Annotated in this window: 21 protein-coding genes; 7 read left to right on the top strand and 14 right to left on the bottom strand. The window is 41.3% G+C overall.

Annotated features, from left to right (window positions below; genetic code table 11):
• The first annotated feature begins 74 nt into the window (after positions 1–74).
• Positions 75–782 (top strand): 5'-methylthioadenosine/S-adenosylhomocysteine nucleosidase, encoded by a 708-nt coding sequence (mtnN, locus tag EJ103_RS03155; RefSeq protein ID WP_004587526.1) that lies wholly within the window; start codon positions 75–77, stop codon positions 780–782.
• A complete protein-coding gene (gene ampE, locus EJ103_RS03150; protein ID WP_126006005.1) occupies positions 783–1,727 on the top strand; it encodes a regulatory signaling modulator protein AmpE in 945 nt (314 codons plus the stop codon).
• Between the two features lie 70 nt (positions 1,728–1,797).
• On the opposite strand, the gene tyrS is transcribed toward ampE, so the two are convergent.
• Entirely contained in the window at positions 1,798–2,997 is a 1,200-nt protein-coding gene (gene tyrS, locus EJ103_RS03145) for a tyrosine--tRNA ligase (RefSeq protein WP_126006003.1), read from the bottom strand.
• A 379-nt stretch (positions 2,998–3,376) separates the two neighbouring features.
• Here tyrS and EJ103_RS03140 point away from each other — a divergent pair, with 379 nt between their 5' ends.
• Positions 3,377–4,690: a peptidoglycan DD-metalloendopeptidase family protein gene (locus EJ103_RS03140; RefSeq protein ID WP_126006001.1), complete on the top strand. Its 1,314-nt coding sequence runs from the start codon at positions 3,377–3,379 to the stop codon at positions 4,688–4,690.
• Positions 4,691–5,031: 341 nt separating this feature from the next.
• On the opposite strand, the gene EJ103_RS20125 is transcribed toward EJ103_RS03140, so the two are convergent.
• From EJ103_RS20125 to EJ103_RS03120, 5 genes are all read right to left on the bottom strand, one after another.
• Positions 5,032–5,208: a hypothetical protein gene (locus EJ103_RS20125; protein ID WP_004587522.1), complete on the bottom strand. Its 177-nt coding sequence runs from the start codon at positions 5,206–5,208 to the stop codon at positions 5,032–5,034.
• A gap of 13 nt (positions 5,209–5,221) precedes the next feature.
• Entirely contained in the window at positions 5,222–6,193 is a 972-nt protein-coding gene (locus EJ103_RS03135; protein WP_126005999.1) for an aldo/keto reductase, read from the bottom strand.
• 138 nt (positions 6,194–6,331) lie between these two features.
• The gene (locus EJ103_RS03130) at positions 6,332–7,462 is read right to left on the bottom strand and encodes a sodium ion-translocating decarboxylase subunit beta (RefSeq protein ID WP_004587520.1); all 1,131 of its coding nucleotides are present in this window, start codon (positions 7,460–7,462) and stop codon (positions 6,332–6,334) included.
• Between the two features lie 11 nt (positions 7,463–7,473).
• A complete protein-coding gene (gene oadA / locus EJ103_RS03125) occupies positions 7,474–9,252 on the bottom strand; it encodes a sodium-extruding oxaloacetate decarboxylase subunit alpha (RefSeq protein WP_126005997.1) in 1,779 nt (592 codons plus the stop codon).
• A gap of 9 nt (positions 9,253–9,261) precedes the next feature.
• Positions 9,262–9,507 carry an OadG family transporter subunit gene (locus EJ103_RS03120; RefSeq protein WP_024031602.1) on the bottom strand — a complete coding sequence of 82 codons (246 nt, stop codon included), beginning with the start codon at positions 9,505–9,507 and terminating at the stop codon, positions 9,262–9,264.
• A 528-nt stretch (positions 9,508–10,035) separates the two neighbouring features.
• Between EJ103_RS03120 and EJ103_RS03115 the strand changes: the two genes are divergently transcribed.
• From EJ103_RS03115 to EJ103_RS03105, 3 genes are all read left to right on the top strand, one after another.
• A complete protein-coding gene (locus EJ103_RS03115) occupies positions 10,036–10,209 on the top strand; it encodes a DUF1328 family protein (RefSeq protein WP_002961939.1) in 174 nt (57 codons plus the stop codon).
• A 52-nt stretch (positions 10,210–10,261) separates the two neighbouring features.
• A complete protein-coding gene (locus tag EJ103_RS03110; protein WP_004587517.1) occupies positions 10,262–10,453 on the top strand; it encodes a hypothetical protein in 192 nt (63 codons plus the stop codon).
• Between the two features lie 156 nt (positions 10,454–10,609).
• Positions 10,610–11,077, top strand: coding sequence for a YcxB family protein (locus EJ103_RS03105; protein ID WP_126005995.1), 468 nt, complete (start codon positions 10,610–10,612; stop codon positions 11,075–11,077).
• 50 nt (positions 11,078–11,127) lie between these two features.
• Here EJ103_RS03105 and csrA read toward each other — a convergent pair whose 3' ends face one another.
• The 6 genes from csrA to ribA all read right to left on the bottom strand — a co-directional run bounded on the left by csrA (position 11,128) and on the right by ribA (position 17,197).
• The gene (gene csrA, locus EJ103_RS03100; protein ID WP_004587515.1) at positions 11,128–11,319 is read right to left on the bottom strand and encodes a carbon storage regulator CsrA; all 192 of its coding nucleotides are present in this window, start codon (positions 11,317–11,319) and stop codon (positions 11,128–11,130) included.
• Between the two features lie 89 nt (positions 11,320–11,408).
• On the bottom strand, positions 11,409–12,626 hold the full coding sequence (locus EJ103_RS03095; protein WP_024031600.1) for an aspartate kinase: 1,218 nt from the start codon (positions 12,624–12,626) through the stop codon (positions 11,409–11,411).
• A 6-nt stretch (positions 12,627–12,632) separates the two neighbouring features.
• Positions 12,633–15,233 carry an alanine--tRNA ligase gene (gene alaS, locus EJ103_RS03090; RefSeq protein ID WP_055254821.1) on the bottom strand — a complete coding sequence of 867 codons (2,601 nt, stop codon included), beginning with the start codon at positions 15,231–15,233 and terminating at the stop codon, positions 12,633–12,635.
• Positions 15,234–15,252: 19 nt separating this feature from the next.
• Positions 15,253–15,705: a regulatory protein RecX gene (locus EJ103_RS03085; protein ID WP_126005993.1), complete on the bottom strand. Its 453-nt coding sequence runs from the start codon at positions 15,703–15,705 to the stop codon at positions 15,253–15,255.
• The gene (locus EJ103_RS03080; RefSeq protein WP_004587511.1) at positions 15,705–16,493 is read right to left on the bottom strand and encodes a BPSS1780 family membrane protein; all 789 of its coding nucleotides are present in this window, start codon (positions 16,491–16,493) and stop codon (positions 15,705–15,707) included. The genes EJ103_RS03085 and EJ103_RS03080 overlap by 1 nt, the downstream gene beginning before the upstream one ends.
• Positions 16,494–16,573: 80 nt before the next feature.
• Complete coding sequence (gene ribA / locus EJ103_RS03075) at positions 16,574–17,197, bottom strand: GTP cyclohydrolase II (RefSeq protein WP_024031598.1); 624 nt, start codon at positions 17,195–17,197, stop codon at positions 16,574–16,576.
• Positions 17,198–17,653: 456 nt separating this feature from the next.
• On the opposite strand from ribA, the gene EJ103_RS03070 reads away from it, so the two are divergent.
• Complete coding sequence (locus EJ103_RS03070) at positions 17,654–18,766, top strand: energy transducer TonB (RefSeq protein ID WP_126005991.1); 1,113 nt, start codon at positions 17,654–17,656, stop codon at positions 18,764–18,766.
• A 44-nt stretch (positions 18,767–18,810) separates the two neighbouring features.
• Here EJ103_RS03070 and EJ103_RS03065 read toward each other — a convergent pair whose 3' ends face one another.
• Both EJ103_RS03065 and EJ103_RS03060 read right to left on the bottom strand, forming a co-directional pair.
• The gene (locus EJ103_RS03065) at positions 18,811–19,260 is read right to left on the bottom strand and encodes a low molecular weight protein-tyrosine-phosphatase (RefSeq protein WP_126005989.1); all 450 of its coding nucleotides are present in this window, start codon (positions 19,258–19,260) and stop codon (positions 18,811–18,813) included.
• 34 nt (positions 19,261–19,294) lie between these two features.
• Positions 19,295–19,801 carry a DUF3087 domain-containing protein gene (locus EJ103_RS03060; RefSeq protein ID WP_004587507.1) on the bottom strand — a complete coding sequence of 169 codons (507 nt, stop codon included), beginning with the start codon at positions 19,799–19,801 and terminating at the stop codon, positions 19,295–19,297.
• Positions 19,802–19,818 lie beyond the last annotated feature (17 nt).

Raw genomic sequence — 19,818 nt, 5'->3', positions numbered from 1 at the left:
AACAGCTCGCTTTTTTGTTTTTTATTGCTAACTTCACGTATAATCTACGTATTCAAACTCAGGAATCAAACACTATGAATGTTGGTATTATTGGCGCAATGGAGCCAGAAGTTAAAATTTTACGTGAAGCAATGCAAAACCCACAAGTGCTAACTAAAGCAGGGTTTACCTTTTACACAGGCGAATTAGCAGGTAATACTGTAACACTTGTGCAATCGGGTATTGGTAAAGTGGCATCAACGATTGCAACCACGTTATTAATTGATAACTTTAATCCTGATTGTGTTATTAACACAGGTTCTGCCGGTGGCTTTGATCCCTCTCTAAGTGTTGGCGATGTTGTTATCTCTTCAGAAGTACGTCATCACGATGTAGATGTAACCGCTTTTGGCTACGAAATTGGCCAAGTTCCACAAATGCCAGCAGGCTTTGCCGCACACCCAAAACTAGTTGAAGCTGCCGAGCAAACCATTGCGCAAATTAGCGAAGTAAAAACCTTAGTCGGCTTAATTTGTACGGGTGATTCATTTATGTGTGATCCAGTACGAATTGATAAAGCACGCAGCGACTTTCCTACAATGCTTGCAGTAGAAATGGAAGGCGCATCTATTGCACAAACGTGTTTTGCGCTTAATACGCCATTTGTGGTTATTCGCTCTATGTCTGACATTGCCGGTAAAGAGTCGCCGCAATCGTTTGAAGAATACCTAGAGACTGCATCAATCAATTCATCAAAAATGGTTGTTGCACTATTGGAAAAACTAACAAAAGTTACGCTGTAAATGCTAAGCAATATTGTTCAAAACCATTTGGACTTTATTGCCTTTTTTGTGGCGCTCATTGCTGAGCGCTTTTTCCCGTTAAAAAGCTGGTATCACCCTAATACAGTATTAACCGCTGTATTTAGTGCTATAGGAAAACGGGTTTATAAACCAAGTGAGCCTAAAAATTACCTTTATTTAGCCTCCACTCTTGCCTGTGCGCTAGTTTTAAGCGTTATTCTTATTATTATTGTGTTACTGCTTGAATTTGCCTTTTATCCTGAGCTGCTAGCGGGCCTCATTTTATATTTGTGCCTAGAAAGCAAAGCGATTGAAAAAAAAGCCCTGCGTGTTGCAAAGTTAGTAAAACAAAACCAAAAATCTACCGCGCGTGAACTCGTAAAGCCACTGCTTGCCCGAGAGGTCAATAAGCTCTCAGCGCCAGGTATTATTAAAGCCTTAATTGAAAGCTTAATTTTACGAACTGCCCGTAATTACTTTACCGTTATATTTATATTTTTATTACTTGGGCCAATTGCCGCTTTAGCGTATCGGCTACTGACTTTAATGCAGCATGCTTGGCGCACCGATATTTCACCTAATAGCCACTTTTTAAAACCGCTTAAAATACTTTTGTTTATAATCGAATTTATCCCCGTACGCTTACTTGCATTAACCATTGCCGCAAGCAAAGCCAGTAAACAAAGTATGCATTACATAAAGCACTATGGCAGACACTTTTACCAAACAAATACAGGGTGGATTTTAAGTGTGTTCTCCGCCTCTATTGGCGTACAGCTAGGCGGCCCTGCGGTTTATTTTGGTAAGCGTTTTAATAAAATGCGAATTGGAACCGAGCGACTCCCAAAAGCCGAAGACGTGCCTGTGATCATAAATAGATTAAACCAAGCGCGTGCATTTTGGCTGTTAGTTATTATCAGTATTGAGATATTAAAGCTGATTTAGTGGTTTTTTAGCAGCCAAAATACGCGCACAAAAAAACCAGCCTAAGCTGGTTTTTTAGTTTTAACTGCGCTTACGCTACAGTAATGTTGGCAAACTTACGTTTACCTACTTGGTAAATAGCGGTCGTGCCTTTTGCTACTTCAAGTTTTGTATCAGTGATTTTATCTTCACCGTTAAGTTTTACTGCACCTTGCTTAATCATGCGCATTGCTTCAGAAGTACTGGCTACTAAATTAGCTTCTTTAAGTAAGTTAGCAATTAAAATAACTTCTTCTGCAATCGTAATTGTCAGCTCAGGGATTTCATCAGGTAGCGCTTTTTTCTGAAAACGTTTGATAAAGTCATCGTGTGCTGCTTGCGCAGCTTCTTCATTGTGAAAACGTGCAATTAACTCTTTCGCCAGCTCAATCTTAATATCACGCGGGTTAGTGCCCTGCTCTACGCGTTGTTTTTGCGCTGCAATTTCTTCGATTGATAAGCTACTTAGTAAGTCGTAGTAGCGCCACATAAGTACGTCGCTAATCGACATTACTTTACCAAACATATCGTTTGGCGCATCAGTAATACCAATGTAATTACCAAGCGACTTAGACATTTTTTGAACGCCGTCAGTACCTTCAAGCAATGGCATCATTAATACTGTTTGAGGCTTTTGACCTTCTACTTTTTGAAGCTCGCGACCCATTAAAAGGTTAAAGCGCTGATCAGTACCACCAAGCTCTACGTCTGACTCAAGTGCAACCGAATCCCAACCTTGTACGAGTGGGTATAAAAATTCGTGAATTGCAATGGGTTGGCCGCTGCCGTAACGCTTTTTAAAGTCGTCACGCTCTAGCATACGCGCTACAGTTTGATTAGCTGCAAGTTTGATCATACCTGCGGCACCGAGGTTTTCCATCCACGAAGAGTTAAAGGCTACGGTGGTTTTAGCTGGGTCTAGAATCTTAAAAACCTGCTCTTTATAAGTCTCAGCATTGGCAAGTACATCTTCACGGGTCAGTGGTTTACGTGTTACATTTTTGCCTGTTGGATCGCCAATCATGCCGGTAAAGTCACCAATTAAGAAAATAACCTCATGACCTAAATCTTGAAAGGTTTTCATTTTATTAATTAGTACAGTGTGACCTAAATGTAAGTCTGGCGCGGTAGGATCGAAACCGGCTTTAATTTTTAACTTTTTGCCCGACTTTAGTTTTTCAACTAATTCGTCTTCAATTAATATCTCTTCTGCACCGCGTTTTATCTCTGCTAGAGCGGTTTGTAAATCCACTGTGTATTACTCCAAAATTCTGCCAACGAAGGGGCAACTAGATGACTTGCTACATAAGGGTTTAAAACAGATTTAAACCAAAAGCACTTATGTTGCTAACATAACAAATTTCTACCTAATTAAAACAATTTTTTATGCGAATAATGCAACTAAACTCAATAAGCTTAGTCTCACTGTGTTAGGCAATTAGAAATGGTGTTTAAACGCCGATTTTAGCGCACTTTAGAAACAGTTTAAATCGATAAACTTAAACAACTATAAATTGTCATTTTACTAACATTTGCGGGGCTTTTAGCTTTATTTACTAGTATTCGTACCTTATTACGTATATCCTGCATTAATATATATTTTATTTTCACGACAGCAGAAAAGGCACGTTATGGTTCACGTGGTTAACACGCTTCCCAAAAAACACAAATTGCTTATTCTAGGTTTGGTTTCTGCTATTGTTGGCTTAGCCTTTCTTCCTTCAGAAAAAGCGACTGCATCCAAAGACAATAGTGCAAATGCACTAGAAATTGGTAAGCGTTACGAGTTACAAGTTAAAGTTGAAGACAACGAAAAATTAACTGAATTAAATTCGCCAGAAGCAGCAGAAAAGCTGCCAGAATACGACTTAGTCGATCACCAAGTTAAAAACGGCGATAACTTAGCAATTATCTTCAAGCGTGCTGGCTTTTCAGCGCAAACGCTTCACAAGCTAATTAACACCAATGCTGAAACACGCAAACTAACTAAAATTCACCCAGGTGAAATACTTAGTTTTGCAACAGCAGAAAACGGTGATTTAGCTCAACTTCGTTATGTTATTTCAAAAACAGATACTTTGTTTGTTACCTTAAATGACGAAGGTAATTACGACACATCAATAGATAGCAAAGAAATTGAAACACTGAGCAAAACAGCCGGTGGCGAAATTTCTAGCAGCTTTTGGACCTCAGCAATTGCTGCAGGCTTAAGCGAGCGCCAAATAATGAACTTTGCTGATATATTTGGTTGGGATGTGGATTTTGCCAACGATATTCGTAAGGGCGATCAGTTTGGGCTAATTTACGAGTCGCATTATGTTGATGGCGAGTTTATTGGCACTGGTAAAATTATTGCGGCAGAATTTATAAACCAGGGCCAGCGTTATGCGGCTATTCGCCATACCGACGGCAGTTTTTATACGCCTGAAGGGCGCAGCATGAAAAAAGCATTTTTACGTGCGCCGGTAAACTTTAAATATATTAGCTCGAGCTTTAACCCACGTCGCTTACACCCGGTAACAGGGCAAGTAAGAGCGCACCGTGGTATTGATTACGCAGCACGTACAGGCACTCCGGTTGTAGCCTCGGGTAACGGTAAAGTAATTAAAGCAGGTTACAGTAAGTACAATGGTAACTACGTATTTATAAGCCATGGCACACAGTACGTAACTAAGTACTTACACCTTAACAAAAAGCTTGTTAAAACAGGCCAAAAGGTTAAACAAGGTGACAAAATTGGTACCGTGGGTTCTACCGGCCGTGTAACAGGCGCGCACCTACACTACGAATTTTTAGTAAATGGTGTACACCGTAATCCTAAAACCGTTAAGTTACCTAAGTCTGAGCCATTACCACGCTCTGAACTTGCTAAGTTTAAACCTATTGCCGAAAACTTTATTGCACAGCTTGAACGCAATCGCGAACTACAGCTAGCATTTAAGTAACGTATAAGTTATAGATACTAAAAAAGCCTTTGCAGGGTTAACCTGCAAAGGCTTTTTTGTGTTTTTATTAATTTATTAGGGCGTGTTGACCTTTGCGGATTGAAATTTGTTCAATCTAGGGGCGATTAAATCGCGGCGCGAGGTTTGTAACCTAGTGGGCTAAGTAAAAACCGAGTAACAAAGAGTTTATCGCCCCTAGGCAGAACCCGAAGGGCAGCGCATGTTTGGCATTTATGCTGCGTTATCGCCTATTTATGGGGAATAACCACACTTCATAGGCTCTGCCTTGCCTAAAAACCAAACACACTGCTGCAAATTCAACCATCAAAGTTCAACACGCCCTAATTCATTAATACATAAATTAGCTGTACGACTAAAGAAACCATAACCAGCGGCCAAATATATTTGCTGTATTTGGTTGCGCCATCCAACCCCATTTTACCTTGGTACTTTTCAAGCAAAGGTATCAGCACCGCTAGAGCGACAAACAAGCAAATTAAAATAACAAATATATTCATTCCTAAACCTTAATTATGGTAATTCATGGCCTTTGGCGCTTACATACAATGCATACCAATGTTCGCGACTTAACGTAACATTTAGCGCACCGCATGACGCTACAATACGCTCAACGTTCGTTGTGCCAATAATTGGCTGTATTAATGCAGGGTGGCGTAATAACCAAGCTAAAACAATTGCCTCAGGCGTTGTATCGTAAAGTGCAGCAAGCTTATTTACGAGTATGCTGGTATTTATATCGGCTTGCGATGCATTTGTGAAATCGCCCCCTGTGTATAGCCCTTGGCATAAACTCCCCCAGCTTTGTATTTGAATATCAAAGTGGCGGCAATACTCTACACTGCCCGGTGTAAAGTTCAGATCTTTTCCATCTGCATTACCTGCATAAACACCTTCATCAACAAATTGGTGTTTTTGTAAACTTGCTTCAATTTGGTTAGCAACAATTGGCATATCTAGGGCGTGTTGTAAAAAGTTCATTTGGTGCTGCTGCATGTTCGATACGGCAAAATTACGTACTTTGCCGCTTTCTTGAAGACAGCTAAATACTTGTGCAATTTCTTCTACTTCCATTAACGGATCAGGGCGATGAAGCATAAGCACATCAAGGTAATCGGTGTTTAAACGTTTAAGTGAACCTTCAACTGACTCTTCAATCCACTTGGCCGAAAAGTCGTAACGCTTAGGGCCTTTATCATCTTCAAAGCGTATACCGCATTTAGATTGAATATACATGTGCTCGCGCAGCTCTGGTCGCTCAGCTAGTGCTTGGCCAAATACCTGCTCGGCTTTGCCAAAGGTATAAATATCGGCGTGATCAAAAAAGTTAATGCCGCCAGCTATGGCTGCATCAATACACTCGTGAGTTTGCTTTAAGTGAGCCTTAGTAATGGCGTCTTTATTCCAACCGCCGCCTAGGCCCATACAGCCAAAAACGAGTCTACTAACATGAGGTAAATATTTTGCCAAAGGGGTGTGAAGCATGATGACTATCCTTATTAGTGTGCATAGCCCTCACTGTAAACAAAAACACGTCTGCAAACAAACTTTAATACGTGCAGTTTTATAGGCATAAAAAAAGCGCAGTAAACTGCGCTAATCGGTTGGATTAAATCCTAAATACTAGCCAACAAGCGCCAGTAATATACCTGCGGCTACGGCACTTCCTAGCACTCCAGCTACGTTTGGCCCCATAGCATGCATAAGTAAAAAGTTATGTGGATTATTCTCAAGCCCAACTTTATTAACTACACGCGCCGCCATCGGTACTGCCGATACACCCGCAGCACCAATTAAAGGGTTAATAGGTGTTTTAGAAAGCTTGTTAAGGCCTTTTGCCATAAACACACCCGACGCTGTACCAATAGCAAATGCCAGCGCACCGAGCACCAAAATACCAATGGTTTCTACAGTTAAAAACTGATCAGCCGCTAGTTTAGAGCCCACTGCCAAACCTAAAAATATCGTGGTTATATTAATAATTTCGTTTTGGGCACTGTTACTAAGCCTATCCACAACACCAGACTCACGCATTAAATTACCTAAACAGAACATACCTACTAAGGGAATAGCCGCTGGTAAAAACATAGCGGTTAAGCTCAGTACCATTAAAGGAAATACTATTTTCTCTTTTTTAGATACTTTGCGCAGCTCTGGCATTTTAATAGCACGCTCATCAGGTGTAGTTAATGCGCGCATAATAGGCGGCTGAATAATTGGCACTAACGCCATGTAAGAATAAGCAGCAACCGCAATGGCACCTAGTAAATCAGGGGCAAGCTTAGATGCTAAAAATATAGCTGTAGGGCCATCGGCACCACCAATAATGGCAATGGCTGAGGCATCTTGTAAGCTAAATTCAAAGCCAGGTACATAGTTTAATAAAATTGCCCCAAACAAGGTGGCAAAAATACCAAACTGCGCGGCTGCACCCAGTAATAACATACGCGGGTTGGCAATAAGCGCACTAAAATCAGTCAGCGCCCCTACTCCCATAAAAATTAATAAAGGGAAAATCCCCGTATCAATACCTACGTAGTACACGTAATAAAGCAAACCACCTGGGTCAGAAAGCCCAGCAACCGGAATATTAGTCAGTATTGCGCCAAAGCCAATCGGCAGCAGTAATAGGGGTTCAAAGTTTTTAGCAATGGCTAAAAACAACAACAAACACCCTACCGCAATCATTATTAAGCCAGGAAACGTAAAGTTAGCAATGCCGGTAGCATGCCAAAGGTTTAAAAGACCTTCCATTAAAGCTACTCCTACGCCATCGCTATAATTGCATCGCCCGTTGTCACAGCATCACCTTCAGACACTAAGACCTCAGCCACAGTACCTGAGTGCATTGCACGAACCTCGGTTTCCATTTTCATCGCTTCCATAATAACAACCACATCGCCTTCGTTTACGGCTTGGCCTGCTTTTACTTTTACTTTAAAAATATTACCTGCCAGTGGCGCATTCAGTGTTTCACCTGATGCAACAGATGCTGATTGTGGTAAGTGCTCTGAATCTTTTAGCGTTACCTCTTTAAGCTCGCCACCTTGCGCAACCACTACATCGTAAACTTTACCGTCAACTTTAACGCTGTATTGCTCAGCGCTAACACCTTTGTTGCTTGCAGGTTTTGATGCAGGCTTAGCGTTTGCATCATCAGCACTTGGCACTGCTTCAAAGGCATCTGGGTTGTTACGGTTTTTAATAAATTTAAGGCCAACCTGTGGGAATAATGCATAGGTAAGCACGTCATCTATTTGCTCATCAGCAAGTGTTAAACCTTGTTCTTGCGCTTCTTTTTGCAGCTCTGCTTCAAGCGATGCAAGCTCTGGAGCTATATTATCTGCAGGGCGACACGTAATAACCTCGCTGCCATCAAGCACTCGCTCTTGCAGCTCTTTGTTCATAGGTGCAGGTGTTAAACCATACTCGCCTTTTAAAACACCGGCGGTTTCTTTGGTAATTGTTTTATAACGCTCACCCGTAAGCACATTTAGTACTGCTTGTGTGCCTACAATTTGCGATGTTGGAGTAACTAGCGGAATAAAACCTAAATCTTCACGCACGCGTGGGATCTCAAGTAATACTTCATTTAGCTTATCTGCTGCGCCTTGCTCTTTAAGTTGGTTTTCCATGTTGGTTAACATGCCACCAGGCACTTGCGCGAGTAAAATACGGCCATCAACACCTTTAAGGCTCCCCTCAAAGGCAGCGTACTTTTTACGTACATCTCTAAAGTAAGCCGCTATTTCTTCTAGCTGGTTTAAATCTAATTCGGTATCGCGGGGCGTTCCTTCAACAATTGCTACAATGGTTTCTGTAGCTGAATGACCGTAAGTCATACTCATTGAAGAAATTGCGGTATCAAGCATATCAATGCCTGCATCAATGGCTTTTTGATACGTAGCTGTACTTAAACCTGTGGTTGCATGGCACTGCATAGCAATAGGGATAGAAACGGTTTCTTTTAGCCCTTTAATAAGTTGCTCTGCATCGTATGGTTTTAATAAGCCTGCCATATCTTTAATACAAATAGAGTGACAACCTAAATCCTCTAGCTGTTTTGCAAGGGTTAACCACATATCTAGGGTATGCACTGGGCTTACAGTATAAGAGATAGTACCTTGCGCGTGGGCACCTACTTTTACAGCCGCTTTAATTGCCGTTTCTAAGTTACGTACATCGTTCATGGCGTCAAAAATACGAAATACATCTACACCATTTTTGTGGGCACGCTCAACAAACTTTTCTACCACGTCATCGGCATAGTGGCGGTAACCCAATAAATTTTGCCCACGTAATAGCATTTGCTGTTTAGTATTCGGCATTGCTTTTTTAAGGGCACGAATACGCTCCCACGGATCTTCACCTAAATAACGAATACACGAGTCAAACGTAGCGCCGCCCCACGACTCAATAGACCAATAACCGGCATCATCAAGTTTGCTAGCAATAGGGAGCATGTCATCTAAGCGCATACGGGTTGCAAGTAAAGACTGATGAGCATCGCGTAAAACAAGTTCTGTTAATTTTAATTTAGCCATGTGTGCCTCTTATTTATTATTTGATTTGTACTGAGCAATGGCAGCACTAATAGCAGCGATGTGCTCGTTTGGCACACCTTGAGATTTTAAAGATGGTGATTTAACCGGTATTGCAACTTCAGCCTCGTCAAAACGAGCAACCAAGTTAGACATGAGTGACACAGCACCAATCAATATTGAAAGAAATACAAACACGCCCACCATGCCCGTAAGCATCAAGCTACCTGCGGTTGTGAGTACAGCTCCTATATCCATTTTTCTCCCCCTGCACTATATAGCGATATAAAAAACCGCTTTATTTAAATAATTATTCACCGAATGATAACAAAACTTTTAACTTTGTCCACCACCTGTCAATTGGTAAAACCAATTAAAATTAAACTAACATACAGTCACAATAGTTAACATAGCTAATATAGGGTTAAATTAGCTTAGATATAGATGATAAAAATAACCGTTATAGGCAAAGGTTATATGGTTAAACCCAAAAAAACTTAAAAACTATAAAAAATAGTAAGTTAAACGGCAGGTAAAAAATCAGTTTGGGCTAAAATGTAAATTGGTCTTACCAAGATTAGTGAAACAGCGCGCAAAAAATATTTATTTTTTTACTCTCTTTACAATAGTGTGAATAAGTTACATCGTTAAACGTAAAACTTACCAATCCTAAATTTACAATCTTCGCTCAAAAAACCATAACATATTGAAAATTAATAAAATTAAACTCTGGCACGCAACTGGCATTATTACTTTCGAACGAATTTGATAACCAAGGAGAAAACAATGTTACGCTGGACAATTACATTTTTAGTTATTGCTTTAATCGCTGCAGTGTTAGGTTTTGGTGGTATCGCAGGTGCCGCAGCTGGTATAGCAAAAATTATATTCTTTATCTTTTTAGTACTTTTAGTGATTTCTTTAGTTTCAGGTGCGCTGCGCGGTAAATCGCCCAGGTAGCTACTAACATACTTAAAACACTAAACAATCAACATATACAAGGAATTACATTATGAACTCAACAACTTTAAAAGCAGCACTAATCGCCGTATTTGCAGGTTTCTTTATGATGGGTTGTGAAGACAACCACGCAGAAGAAGCAGGTGAGCGTATTGATGAAGCAGTAACTGACGTGCAAAACTCTGTTGAAGATGCATGTGAAAATGTAAAAGAAGGCGTTAACGCAGAAGAAACTAACTGTTAATCTGTTTGGTAACGTAAAAAACGGCTTTTAATAAGCCGTTTTTTTGTGCGCTAATAAAAAGCGGCTTCTAACTCTTAAAATGCATAGCCTACATTAACGGGTGTGATTTTTACGCTAGCTTGTTAAAATAGCGAAAACTATTACTTATTAGCAATTATGGCACTGAGCACCACTTACACACTCGATAAACCCTACTACTACGAATGCTTTGACGAGTCCCACTCTTATAGTAAAGCAGCCAAGCCAAAGTATTTTTTGCTGGCATTACTGGTGTGCTTAGGTTTAATTAGTATTTACGCTATGGACGATCATTACCTAGGTACATTTTTAATAATGCTGGGTGTATTAGAATGCGTTGCCTTTTATTACCGCAGGCCTTGGTGGGTTACGCGCCAAATGTTTAGTCGTGCTTCGGGCTCAACGGTTACTCTTTCGTTTACCGATGACGCTATTAGCACCGAAAACCACTATAAAAGCCATACATTTAAGTGGGCAGAAATAACCCATATTATTAAAACCAACCACGGCTACTTAGTGCACCATAATAAAGGTATGCAATATATTTCTAGCAGTGTATTAACCGATGAAATGCGCGATTTTATAAACAAAAAAGCCACTCAATGAGTGGCTTTTGGTATAGCTAAGTGCATTACTCAGCTAAGTATACGTGTTGATTAAGCATTGCCCGGATTAGGGTTAGACTTTTCAGCTTGTATACGCATGTAAATCTCTTCACGATGCACTGAAACGTCTTTAGGTGCGTTAACACCAATTCGAACTTGATTTCCTTTAACACCTAATACAGTAACAGTTACTTCGTCACCAATCATTAGGGTTTCACCTACTCTACGAGTTAGTATTAGCATTCTCTTGCTCCCATGTTCCAATAAATTATAAGATTCCGCTTGACCATTTTAATGAAAAATTGATTGAAAAGTAAGTAAAAACTCCCAAACTATCCATTTTCTGTTAAAAATTCTGAGTGTAACGCTCTTACTGCTAGTTCTAAATACTTCTCGTCAATTAAAACCGATACCTTGATTTCAGACGTCGATACTAAAACTATGTGTATGCCTTCTTGCGCCAATGCATCAAAAAATTGATGCGCTACACCACTGTGAGACTTCATTCCTATGCCAACAGCCGACACTTTTGCAACTGTTGTATCACTAGAAATGCTATCAGCCTGCAGATTTACCTGTTGTTGAGTTAGTAAATCGTGTGCTTGCAAATAGTCATTTGAATGCACAGTAAAAGCATAGTCTATTTTTTCAAAGTTATGATTAACTTGACTAATCATATCTATTTCGATGCCATTTTCTGCAAAAAGTTTCAAAATTTTTGTAAGAGAATGAACACAGTATGGTACGCCATGTACCTTTATCAAGCATTCGTCACGATTAAACGCAATCCCCGACACAACCTTAGTTGGCATATCGCTCTCCTCAAAACTTATTAGCGTTCCTTCATCGGGCTCAAAACTCGAAAGCACCCTTAGCGGCATTTTATGATTACCAGCCGACTCAACAGCACGAATATGCAATACTTTTGCGCCTAAGCTTGCCAGCTCTAGCATTTCGGCAAACGTTACATGGCGCATTCGCTGTGCGTTTGGTTCTACACGAGGATCAGTAGTGTATACGCCATCAACGTCGGTATAGATCTGACATTCATCGGCTTTTATTGCCGCGGCTATTTCTACCGCAGAGGTATCGGTGCCGCCACGTCCAAGGGTTGTAATATTGCCCTCTACATCGCGCCCCTGAAAACCGGCAATAATCGCAACCCGATTATGCTCAAGTTCATGCTTTAAACGCGTCGCAGCAACCTCTTCAATACGGGCTTTACCAAACATGTTATCGGTTTGAATATTAACCTGATCGGCTAGTAGGCTTACAGCCGAATGGCCACGTTTTATAATAGCCATAGCAAGGAGCGAAACAGAAACCTGTTCTCCAGTGCTAATAAGTACGTCTAATTCTCGGCTACTCGGGCGAGTATCTATTTGCTTGGCGAGGTTAATTAAGCGGTTGGTTTCTCCCGACATGGCCGAAAGAACCACAACCACTTGATGACCTTGTTGCTTAGTTTTAACAACAAGGTCGGCGACCGCTTCTATTCGCTCAATAGAGCCAACCGAAGTGCCGCCAAACTTTTGGACAATAAGTGCCACGTAAGCTTAAACTTTCTCGCTTACCCAGGCTGTCACGCTTTCAAGCGCGGCGTTTAGGTTTTCAGGCTGTGAACCACCCGCTTGTGCCATATCAGGGCGACCGCCCCCTTTACCGCCTACTTGGCCTGCCATGTGGTTTACAAGCTCACCGGCTTTAACTTTACCGGTTAAATCTTTCGTTACACCGGCAATTAGGCTTACTTTTTCGCCGCTGGCAACACCCAGTGCAATAACACCTGAGCCAATCTTGTTTTTAAGATCGTCAACCATACCACGAAGCGCTTTAGATTCAGTTCCTTCAACGTTTGCCACTAATAGCTTAACGCCATTAATTTCAACAATCGAATCAAGTAAAGACGCACCCGCTGCACTGGCTAGCTTATCGTTAAGCTGTGCAATTTGCTTTTCAAGGCCTTTAGACTTTTCAAGAAGCGCAGTTACTTTTTCAAGTACCGATGCGCTATCACCTTTTACCAGCGCCGCTACATCGTTTAGCTGTTTTTCTTGCTCGCTTACATACGCCACTGCATCTGCGCCTGTTACTGCTTCAATACGGCGCACGCCTGCAGCAATACCGCTTTCAGATACAATTTTAAATAAGCCAATATCACCCGCGCGCTCTACGTGCGTACCGCCACACAGTTCAATTGAGTAATCACCAATGGTTACTACGCGTACTTCATCGTCGTACTTTTCGCCAAACAGCGCCATTGCCCCTTTTGCTTTAGCGTCATCAATCGCCATAAGCTCAGTGTTTAGGGCAAAGTTACGACGAATTTCATCGTTAACTACACGCTCAATTTCACGTAGTTCGTCTTTAGTAACCGCTTCAAAGTGTGAGAAGTCAAAACGTAAACGCTCAGGCTCAACCAGCGAGCCTTTTTGGCTTACGTGTTCACCTAATAATTGGCGCAGTGCTTCGTGTAAAATATGCGTAGCTGTGTGATTTTTCTTAATGCGTTCACGGCGTGCATCATCAATAGTTGCATCTACTTTATCGTTAACCGCAATGCGCCCTTGTACGCTACCGTGGTGCGCAAACGCATTACCCAGCTTAGTAGTGTTAGTCACTGTAAACTCGCCACCTGCAACAGTAATGGTACCGGTATCGCCTGTTTGACCACCAGATTCTGCATAAAATGGCGTATGGTTAAGTACCACAATGCCTTGTTGGCCGTCTTCTAAAATAGAAACCGACTCACCATTTGCAAACACTTCTACTACTGTAGCGCTATGATGTGTGCTGTCGTAGCCTTTAAACTCAGTGTGTTTTTCTGACTTTAATTGCTCGTTATAATCGGCACCAAATTTACCAGCTTGCTGCGCTGTTTTACGCTGTACAGCCATGCACTCTTCAAAGCCTGCATGGTCTATTGTCATTTGGCGTTCACGGGCTACATCGGCCGTTAAATCAGCGGGGAAACCATAGGTGTCGTATAATTTAAATACTAAATCACCAGGAATAACATCGCCTTTAAGCTCGCTTAGGCTTTCTTCTAAAATAGCTAAGCCACGCTCAAGGGTTTTACCAAATTGTTCTTCTTCAATGCGCAGTACTTTTTCGATAATTTCTTGCTGCTTTGCAAGCTCTGGGTAAGCCTGGCCCATTTGTTCAATAAGCGCTGCAACCAGTTTATAGAAAAACGCACCTTGTGCACCAAGCTTGTTACCATGGCGTACTGCACGACGAATAATACGACGCAATACATAACCACGGCCTTCGTTTGATGGCATAACACCATCAGAAATTAAAAACGCACACGAACGAATATGATCCGCCACTACGCGTAGCGATTTATCGTTTAAATCTTGTGCGTTAGTTACACTTGCCGCAGCTGCAATTAAGCCTTGGAATAAGTCGATTTCGTAGTTTGAATGCACGCCTTGTAAAATGGCAGCTATACGCTCAAGGCCCATACCTGTATCAACAGATTGTTTAGGCAGCGGCTCCATAGTACCGTCGCTTTGACGGTTGTACTGCATAAATACAAGGTTCCAAATTTCGATAAAGCGGTCGCCATCTTCTTCAGGCGAGCCCGGAGGACCACCCCAAATGTGCTCACCGTGATCGTAAAATATTTCAGAACACGGGCCACACGGGCCAGTATCGCCCATTGACCAAAAGTTATCTGAGGTAGCAATACGAATAATACGATCTTCGCTTAGGCCAATATCATTGTGCCAAAAGCCAAATGCATCTTCATCGTCGTGATAAATAGTAACAAGTAGTTTTTCTTGTGGTAATTTAACAACCTCAGTTAAAAACTCCCACGCAAACTTAATAGCGTCTTGTTTAAAGTAATCGCCAAAACTAAAGTTACCTAGCATTTCAAAAAATGTATGGTGACGCGCTGTGTAACCTACGTTTTCTAAATCGTTATGTTTACCACCAGCACGCACACAACGCTGTGCACTTGTAGCACGCGTGTAAGGGCGAGTTTCGGCGCCTAAAAACACATCCTTAAAAGGAACCATGCCGGCATTGTTAAATAACAACGTGGCATCGTTACCCGGAATAAGTGAAGCCGATTGGACAATTTGGTGCTGTTTGCTGGCAAAAAAGTCTAAAAACTGTTGCCTAAGTTGTGCCGTAGTCATGTGCTGCATGTGAAAATCTCACCTGTATTTACTGTGCTTGCATTGCAAAATCAATTTGTTCGTAGCTAAATCCTCGGTACATTAAGTAGCGCACGCGCTTAGCTTTATCTTTGTACTCGAGGTTGGCCGGTGTAGTTGAATACTTTTTGTTGTACGCTTCCTGCGCAAGCTCAAACCAGTCTATTTCAAGCTCTTCAACCACTCTTTCAAGTAGTGAACGGTCAATCCCTTTGCCTATGGCTTCGCTTTGAATGCGCTTTAAGCCATGGCCTTTAAAAATGTGTTTTCTGACAAACCCTTCGCAATAGCGTTGCTCGTTAATAAAATTGTGCTCTTCGCACCAATTAAGCAGGGTTTCTATAAACTCGTCGCTGGCTTCTTTTTGCTGAAGCTTAAGGGTTAACTCGCGGCGCGAATACTCTTGGCGCCCAAGTAACCACAGTACATAGTTTTTAAGCTTTTGTTTTAACTTATCATCCATTAAGCGTCAAAGCGCCCGCTTTGTTCACTGCTAAGTGGTTTAACATTACTATCGTCACTTGGCGGTACAACTGGCATAAAAATAGCCTGATAAGATACAAAGAAACTAATGTAGCAAATTGGCATTAAAATCAACAGCGGTAAGAACGATAAGAACATAGAAAGCGCCATAAATAACACACAAATAATGCCAAAAACACTCAATGCAAACAGGTTATGATAAAAAACCAATAGCGAATTTTTAAGCGCCGTTAAAATGCGTTTTTCTTTACTAAAATAAATAAGCGGTACCGCGTAAGCAAACGCCATTAAATACACCGCCATTGCCACTAAAAATAGCACCACACTGGCGCCCGAAATACTATTTAAGGTTTGCTCAAGCGCAATGTTAGGATCAAGACCCTCTTGGCTCATAATAGCCACCGCATCGGCAAATAGGCCATTAGCTAATAAGGCCATTAAAATACCCGCCCCCATTTGGTAAAGCGCTAAACGTAGTAGTCCTAAACGGTTACCTTTTGCGCTAAAGGGTTTGAGTATGTCGGCCAGCATAATTTTACCGCCCTGCTGCTTGCTCAGTACCGCTTGGTAAAAACCAGCGGTTAAAAAAGGCGTAGCAAGTGCCGCAACAACTTGCAGCAAAGGTAAAAATAACGACAGTATGCCCACTATGCCTATTAATAAGTGCATAACTACAAAGGTAAATGGCTGGGTTTTAAAAATATGCCAACCGGCTTTAAACCACTTTAGCCCGGCATCGGCTTTAAAAATTCGTAATTCGTTAGACATACTGGCTCTTAAATTAAACAAAACACGCCAAGTATAACTTGGCGTGAGGGGGGATTAACAGACACTACATGATTAAATAGTTAAGGTTTTTTAATTTTTTTAATATCTAACATATGTGCGCCGTGTTTTATTTTGGTTTCTAGGTAAGCTTTGTTACCTGTAAGGCCTGCTTTAATATGCGCATGGGTACCAATAACGGTGTCTACTTCAATGCCGGCATCTTTTAATGCATTAAGCTTTTTAGGGTTATTGGTCATTAATTTAACGTGGCTTAAATTAAGTGCGTTGAGCATTAATACCGCGTCTGAAAAATCACGCAAGTCGTCAGCAAAGCCTAAGTGGTTATTAGCCTCGTAAGTGTTCATACCTTGAGATTGCAGCACGTAAGCATCAATTTTATTATATAAACCAATACCTCGGCCCTCTTGGCGTAAATACAATAACACCCCGCCTTGCTCGTGCATCATTTCAATACACTCATTTAACTGCTCGCCACAATCGCAGCGCGATGAATGAAACACATCACCGGTTAAACACTCAGAGTGCATGCGAATAAGCGGCACATTTTGATTTACATCAGCATTGTTAAATACAAACGCAACGTGTTCTTGGCCGTCTTTTAAGCCACTAAAAGACACTATTTCTGCGGGAATATCACTATTTTTGCCAACATTAAGCTGGGCTCTTGCTCTTACTTGCGCCACGACAAATCCAAATAATTAAATAACTACGACACCATAAGGTGATAATATCACAAATGTTTAAAGTTAGATCGTAGTACACTAGGTTTATGGCAAATATATGGCGATTACACAGCCTATTTTCAATCTTAATATGCAATAAACTCCCACTACCTAGGGCTATTTCCCCAAAACAATGACAAACTTGAACGCATTTGCTATTTTAATTTTATTACTTTTACCACGCTGCTTATACATTAAGTTAATACACCGCACCTATAAAAAGCTAAAACGGTGTTACCTAGTTACCTCAGCAGGCACTTTTAGCACAGTTTAATGACGAAAATTAGTTACAGCTTAGTGCACATTGGTAGTTAGGTAATTAGTTAGTTTTATAAGCAAGCGCCTACACAAAAGATAATGAAAACCATTATCACTTGTGGTATTTTGTTTCTAGATTGAACACTAATAGGGATTATTATGAAAGCACAACGCCTCGCCTTAGTTATCGGATTAACCTTTACAGCTTTTGCAAGCCAGGCCAATGCAAGCCAAGTAAGCGATGATAAAGCCGCCTTTTCTGATGCATACCAACGTTATTTAACGGCTGTTAAAAAAGACGAAAACATAGAGCAAGCGGCTAAACATGCCTATACGACAGGCTTTGCGCTTTATGGTGATAAAAGTAATAACACCGCAAGCCTTGCTATTAATTACGCCAAAGCAATTACAGCGCCGCGCTCTATCAACGACAAAAAAAATGTATCAGAGCAACGCTTCGAACTTTACTCGCAAGCCTATACAATACTGGCAAATAACCACGGTAAAAATGCAATAGAAACAATCGATGCCCTAATAGGCAAGGCTGAAAACACCAGCTCGGCCTATCAAGCCGATAACGATTACGACCGTATAATTGAAATAGCTAAAACACAAAACAACCCTAAATTTGTTGCCGACATGCAGTTTGAAGCAGCCTCGCTGTTAGCCAAAAAATTTGCTCATAAAAAGTACCATAAAGCTAAAACGCTGCTTAACCAAGCCGATGACTACTACCGTAATAACCTAGACGACAATACCGTAGAGCGCATTAAAGCCGACTTTTTAATGGCGTCGTTTGCTCAAGGTAAGAAAAAATACAATGAAGCCATTGAACGACTAAACCATGTTGTATCGGTATTTGATAACAACTTAAGCTTTGATCACAGCGCTGAGCTTACTGCGCACTCAAAGCTTGTTAACCTTTACGAAAAAACAGGCCAAAGCGAACAAGCCACTAAGCATTGTTTAGCAATTGCTAAAATGGTGCCGTGGAAAAAAACACAAGAGCAAACACCTATATACCGCAAAAACCCTGAGTACCCACAAAACAAAGCACGCCAAATGCGAGATGGTATTGTCGTTGTTGAATTTGACGTAGATACCGCAGGCTTTGTTAAAAACCCAGAGGTAGTTAGCTCACAAGGGGGTAAAGAGTTTGAAAGGTCGGCACTTACAGCACTTAAAAAGTGGCGTTATGCACCAAAATTTGAAGACGGCCAACCCGTTGTTGCAAGTACGCAAGTACAACTCGACTTTAAAATAGCCAGATAACACGCAAGGTATTAACTAGCGTTTTTTTGTTCAGGTAGTTTTACTCAAAGCTTTGCGAGTATTTTATCGCTTGCGGCTTCAATTAAATCGAGCACATTTTCAAAGCCATCATCGCCGCCGTAGTATGGGTCGGGTATGGCGCTTTGGCTTTGCTCGCCGTATTCTAAAAACAATGCCAGCTTGTAATGTAAATGGGTGGGGCATTGCGCTTTTAAGTCAGCTAAGTTTTGTGTGTCGGCCGCTAAAATTAAATCAAACTCAGTAAAATCGCTGCTGCGAACTGGGCGCGAAAATATACCTTTAAAGCTATAACCGCGTTTTTCGCCTGCAGCCATTGAGCGGCTATCTGGCGTTTTACCTTCGTGGTAGCCAATAGTCCCTGCCGAGTCTACCTTAACCTCAACACCTAATTTTTTAGCTCGCGCTTTTAACACCGCCTCTGCTGTGGGCGAGCGGCAAATATTACCTAAACACATTATCAGTACTTTTTTCATTAAGGCTCCTTTAACTAATTTAACCACCTTGGCTTTAAAACTGTTTTAATATAGCCTCGTTATAGTCATCGGCATTTAAAGTCAGGTTATACTTGGCCGCCACACTATCAAGCTCCGCTTGTTTTATAGCTAACTCGTCCATAGTAATGGTGTTATCGTCAAGCTGCCATAAAAGCCGTGAGCCCGCATAACTATAATGAATCGCTAATAATGCATCGGCATTACCCTCGCGCCCTGCCGCTTTTAGCTTTGGCATTTTGCGGGTTATTTTATTAAGCGCTTGTTTAAGCTCCCACACATATACCACTTCGGTCATAAAACTATGGGTACGGTATTTATTTAACAGCCAGCCAATGGCCAAACTTGTTATAACAACACCGGTTAAATTCCAATGAAAATGGCTCCCGCTTTCATCAGGAAACAACGCAATTAACGTTTGCGATATAGCCAAGCTGCCAACAGCTAAACCCGCCGCACACCCAGCAATTACCCTATTTAAATGTTTGCGGTAACGTGCTTTATCTATTTGTATGAGTTGCATAACAGCCTAAAAAATTA

Source organism: Pseudoalteromonas sp. Xi13 (assembly GCF_003952205.1).
Lineage (GTDB): Bacteria > Pseudomonadota > Gammaproteobacteria > Enterobacterales > Alteromonadaceae > Pseudoalteromonas > Pseudoalteromonas atlantica.
The sequence above is the reverse complement of the archived record's forward strand: the minus strand, read 5'-3'. Positions and strand labels throughout refer to the sequence as shown.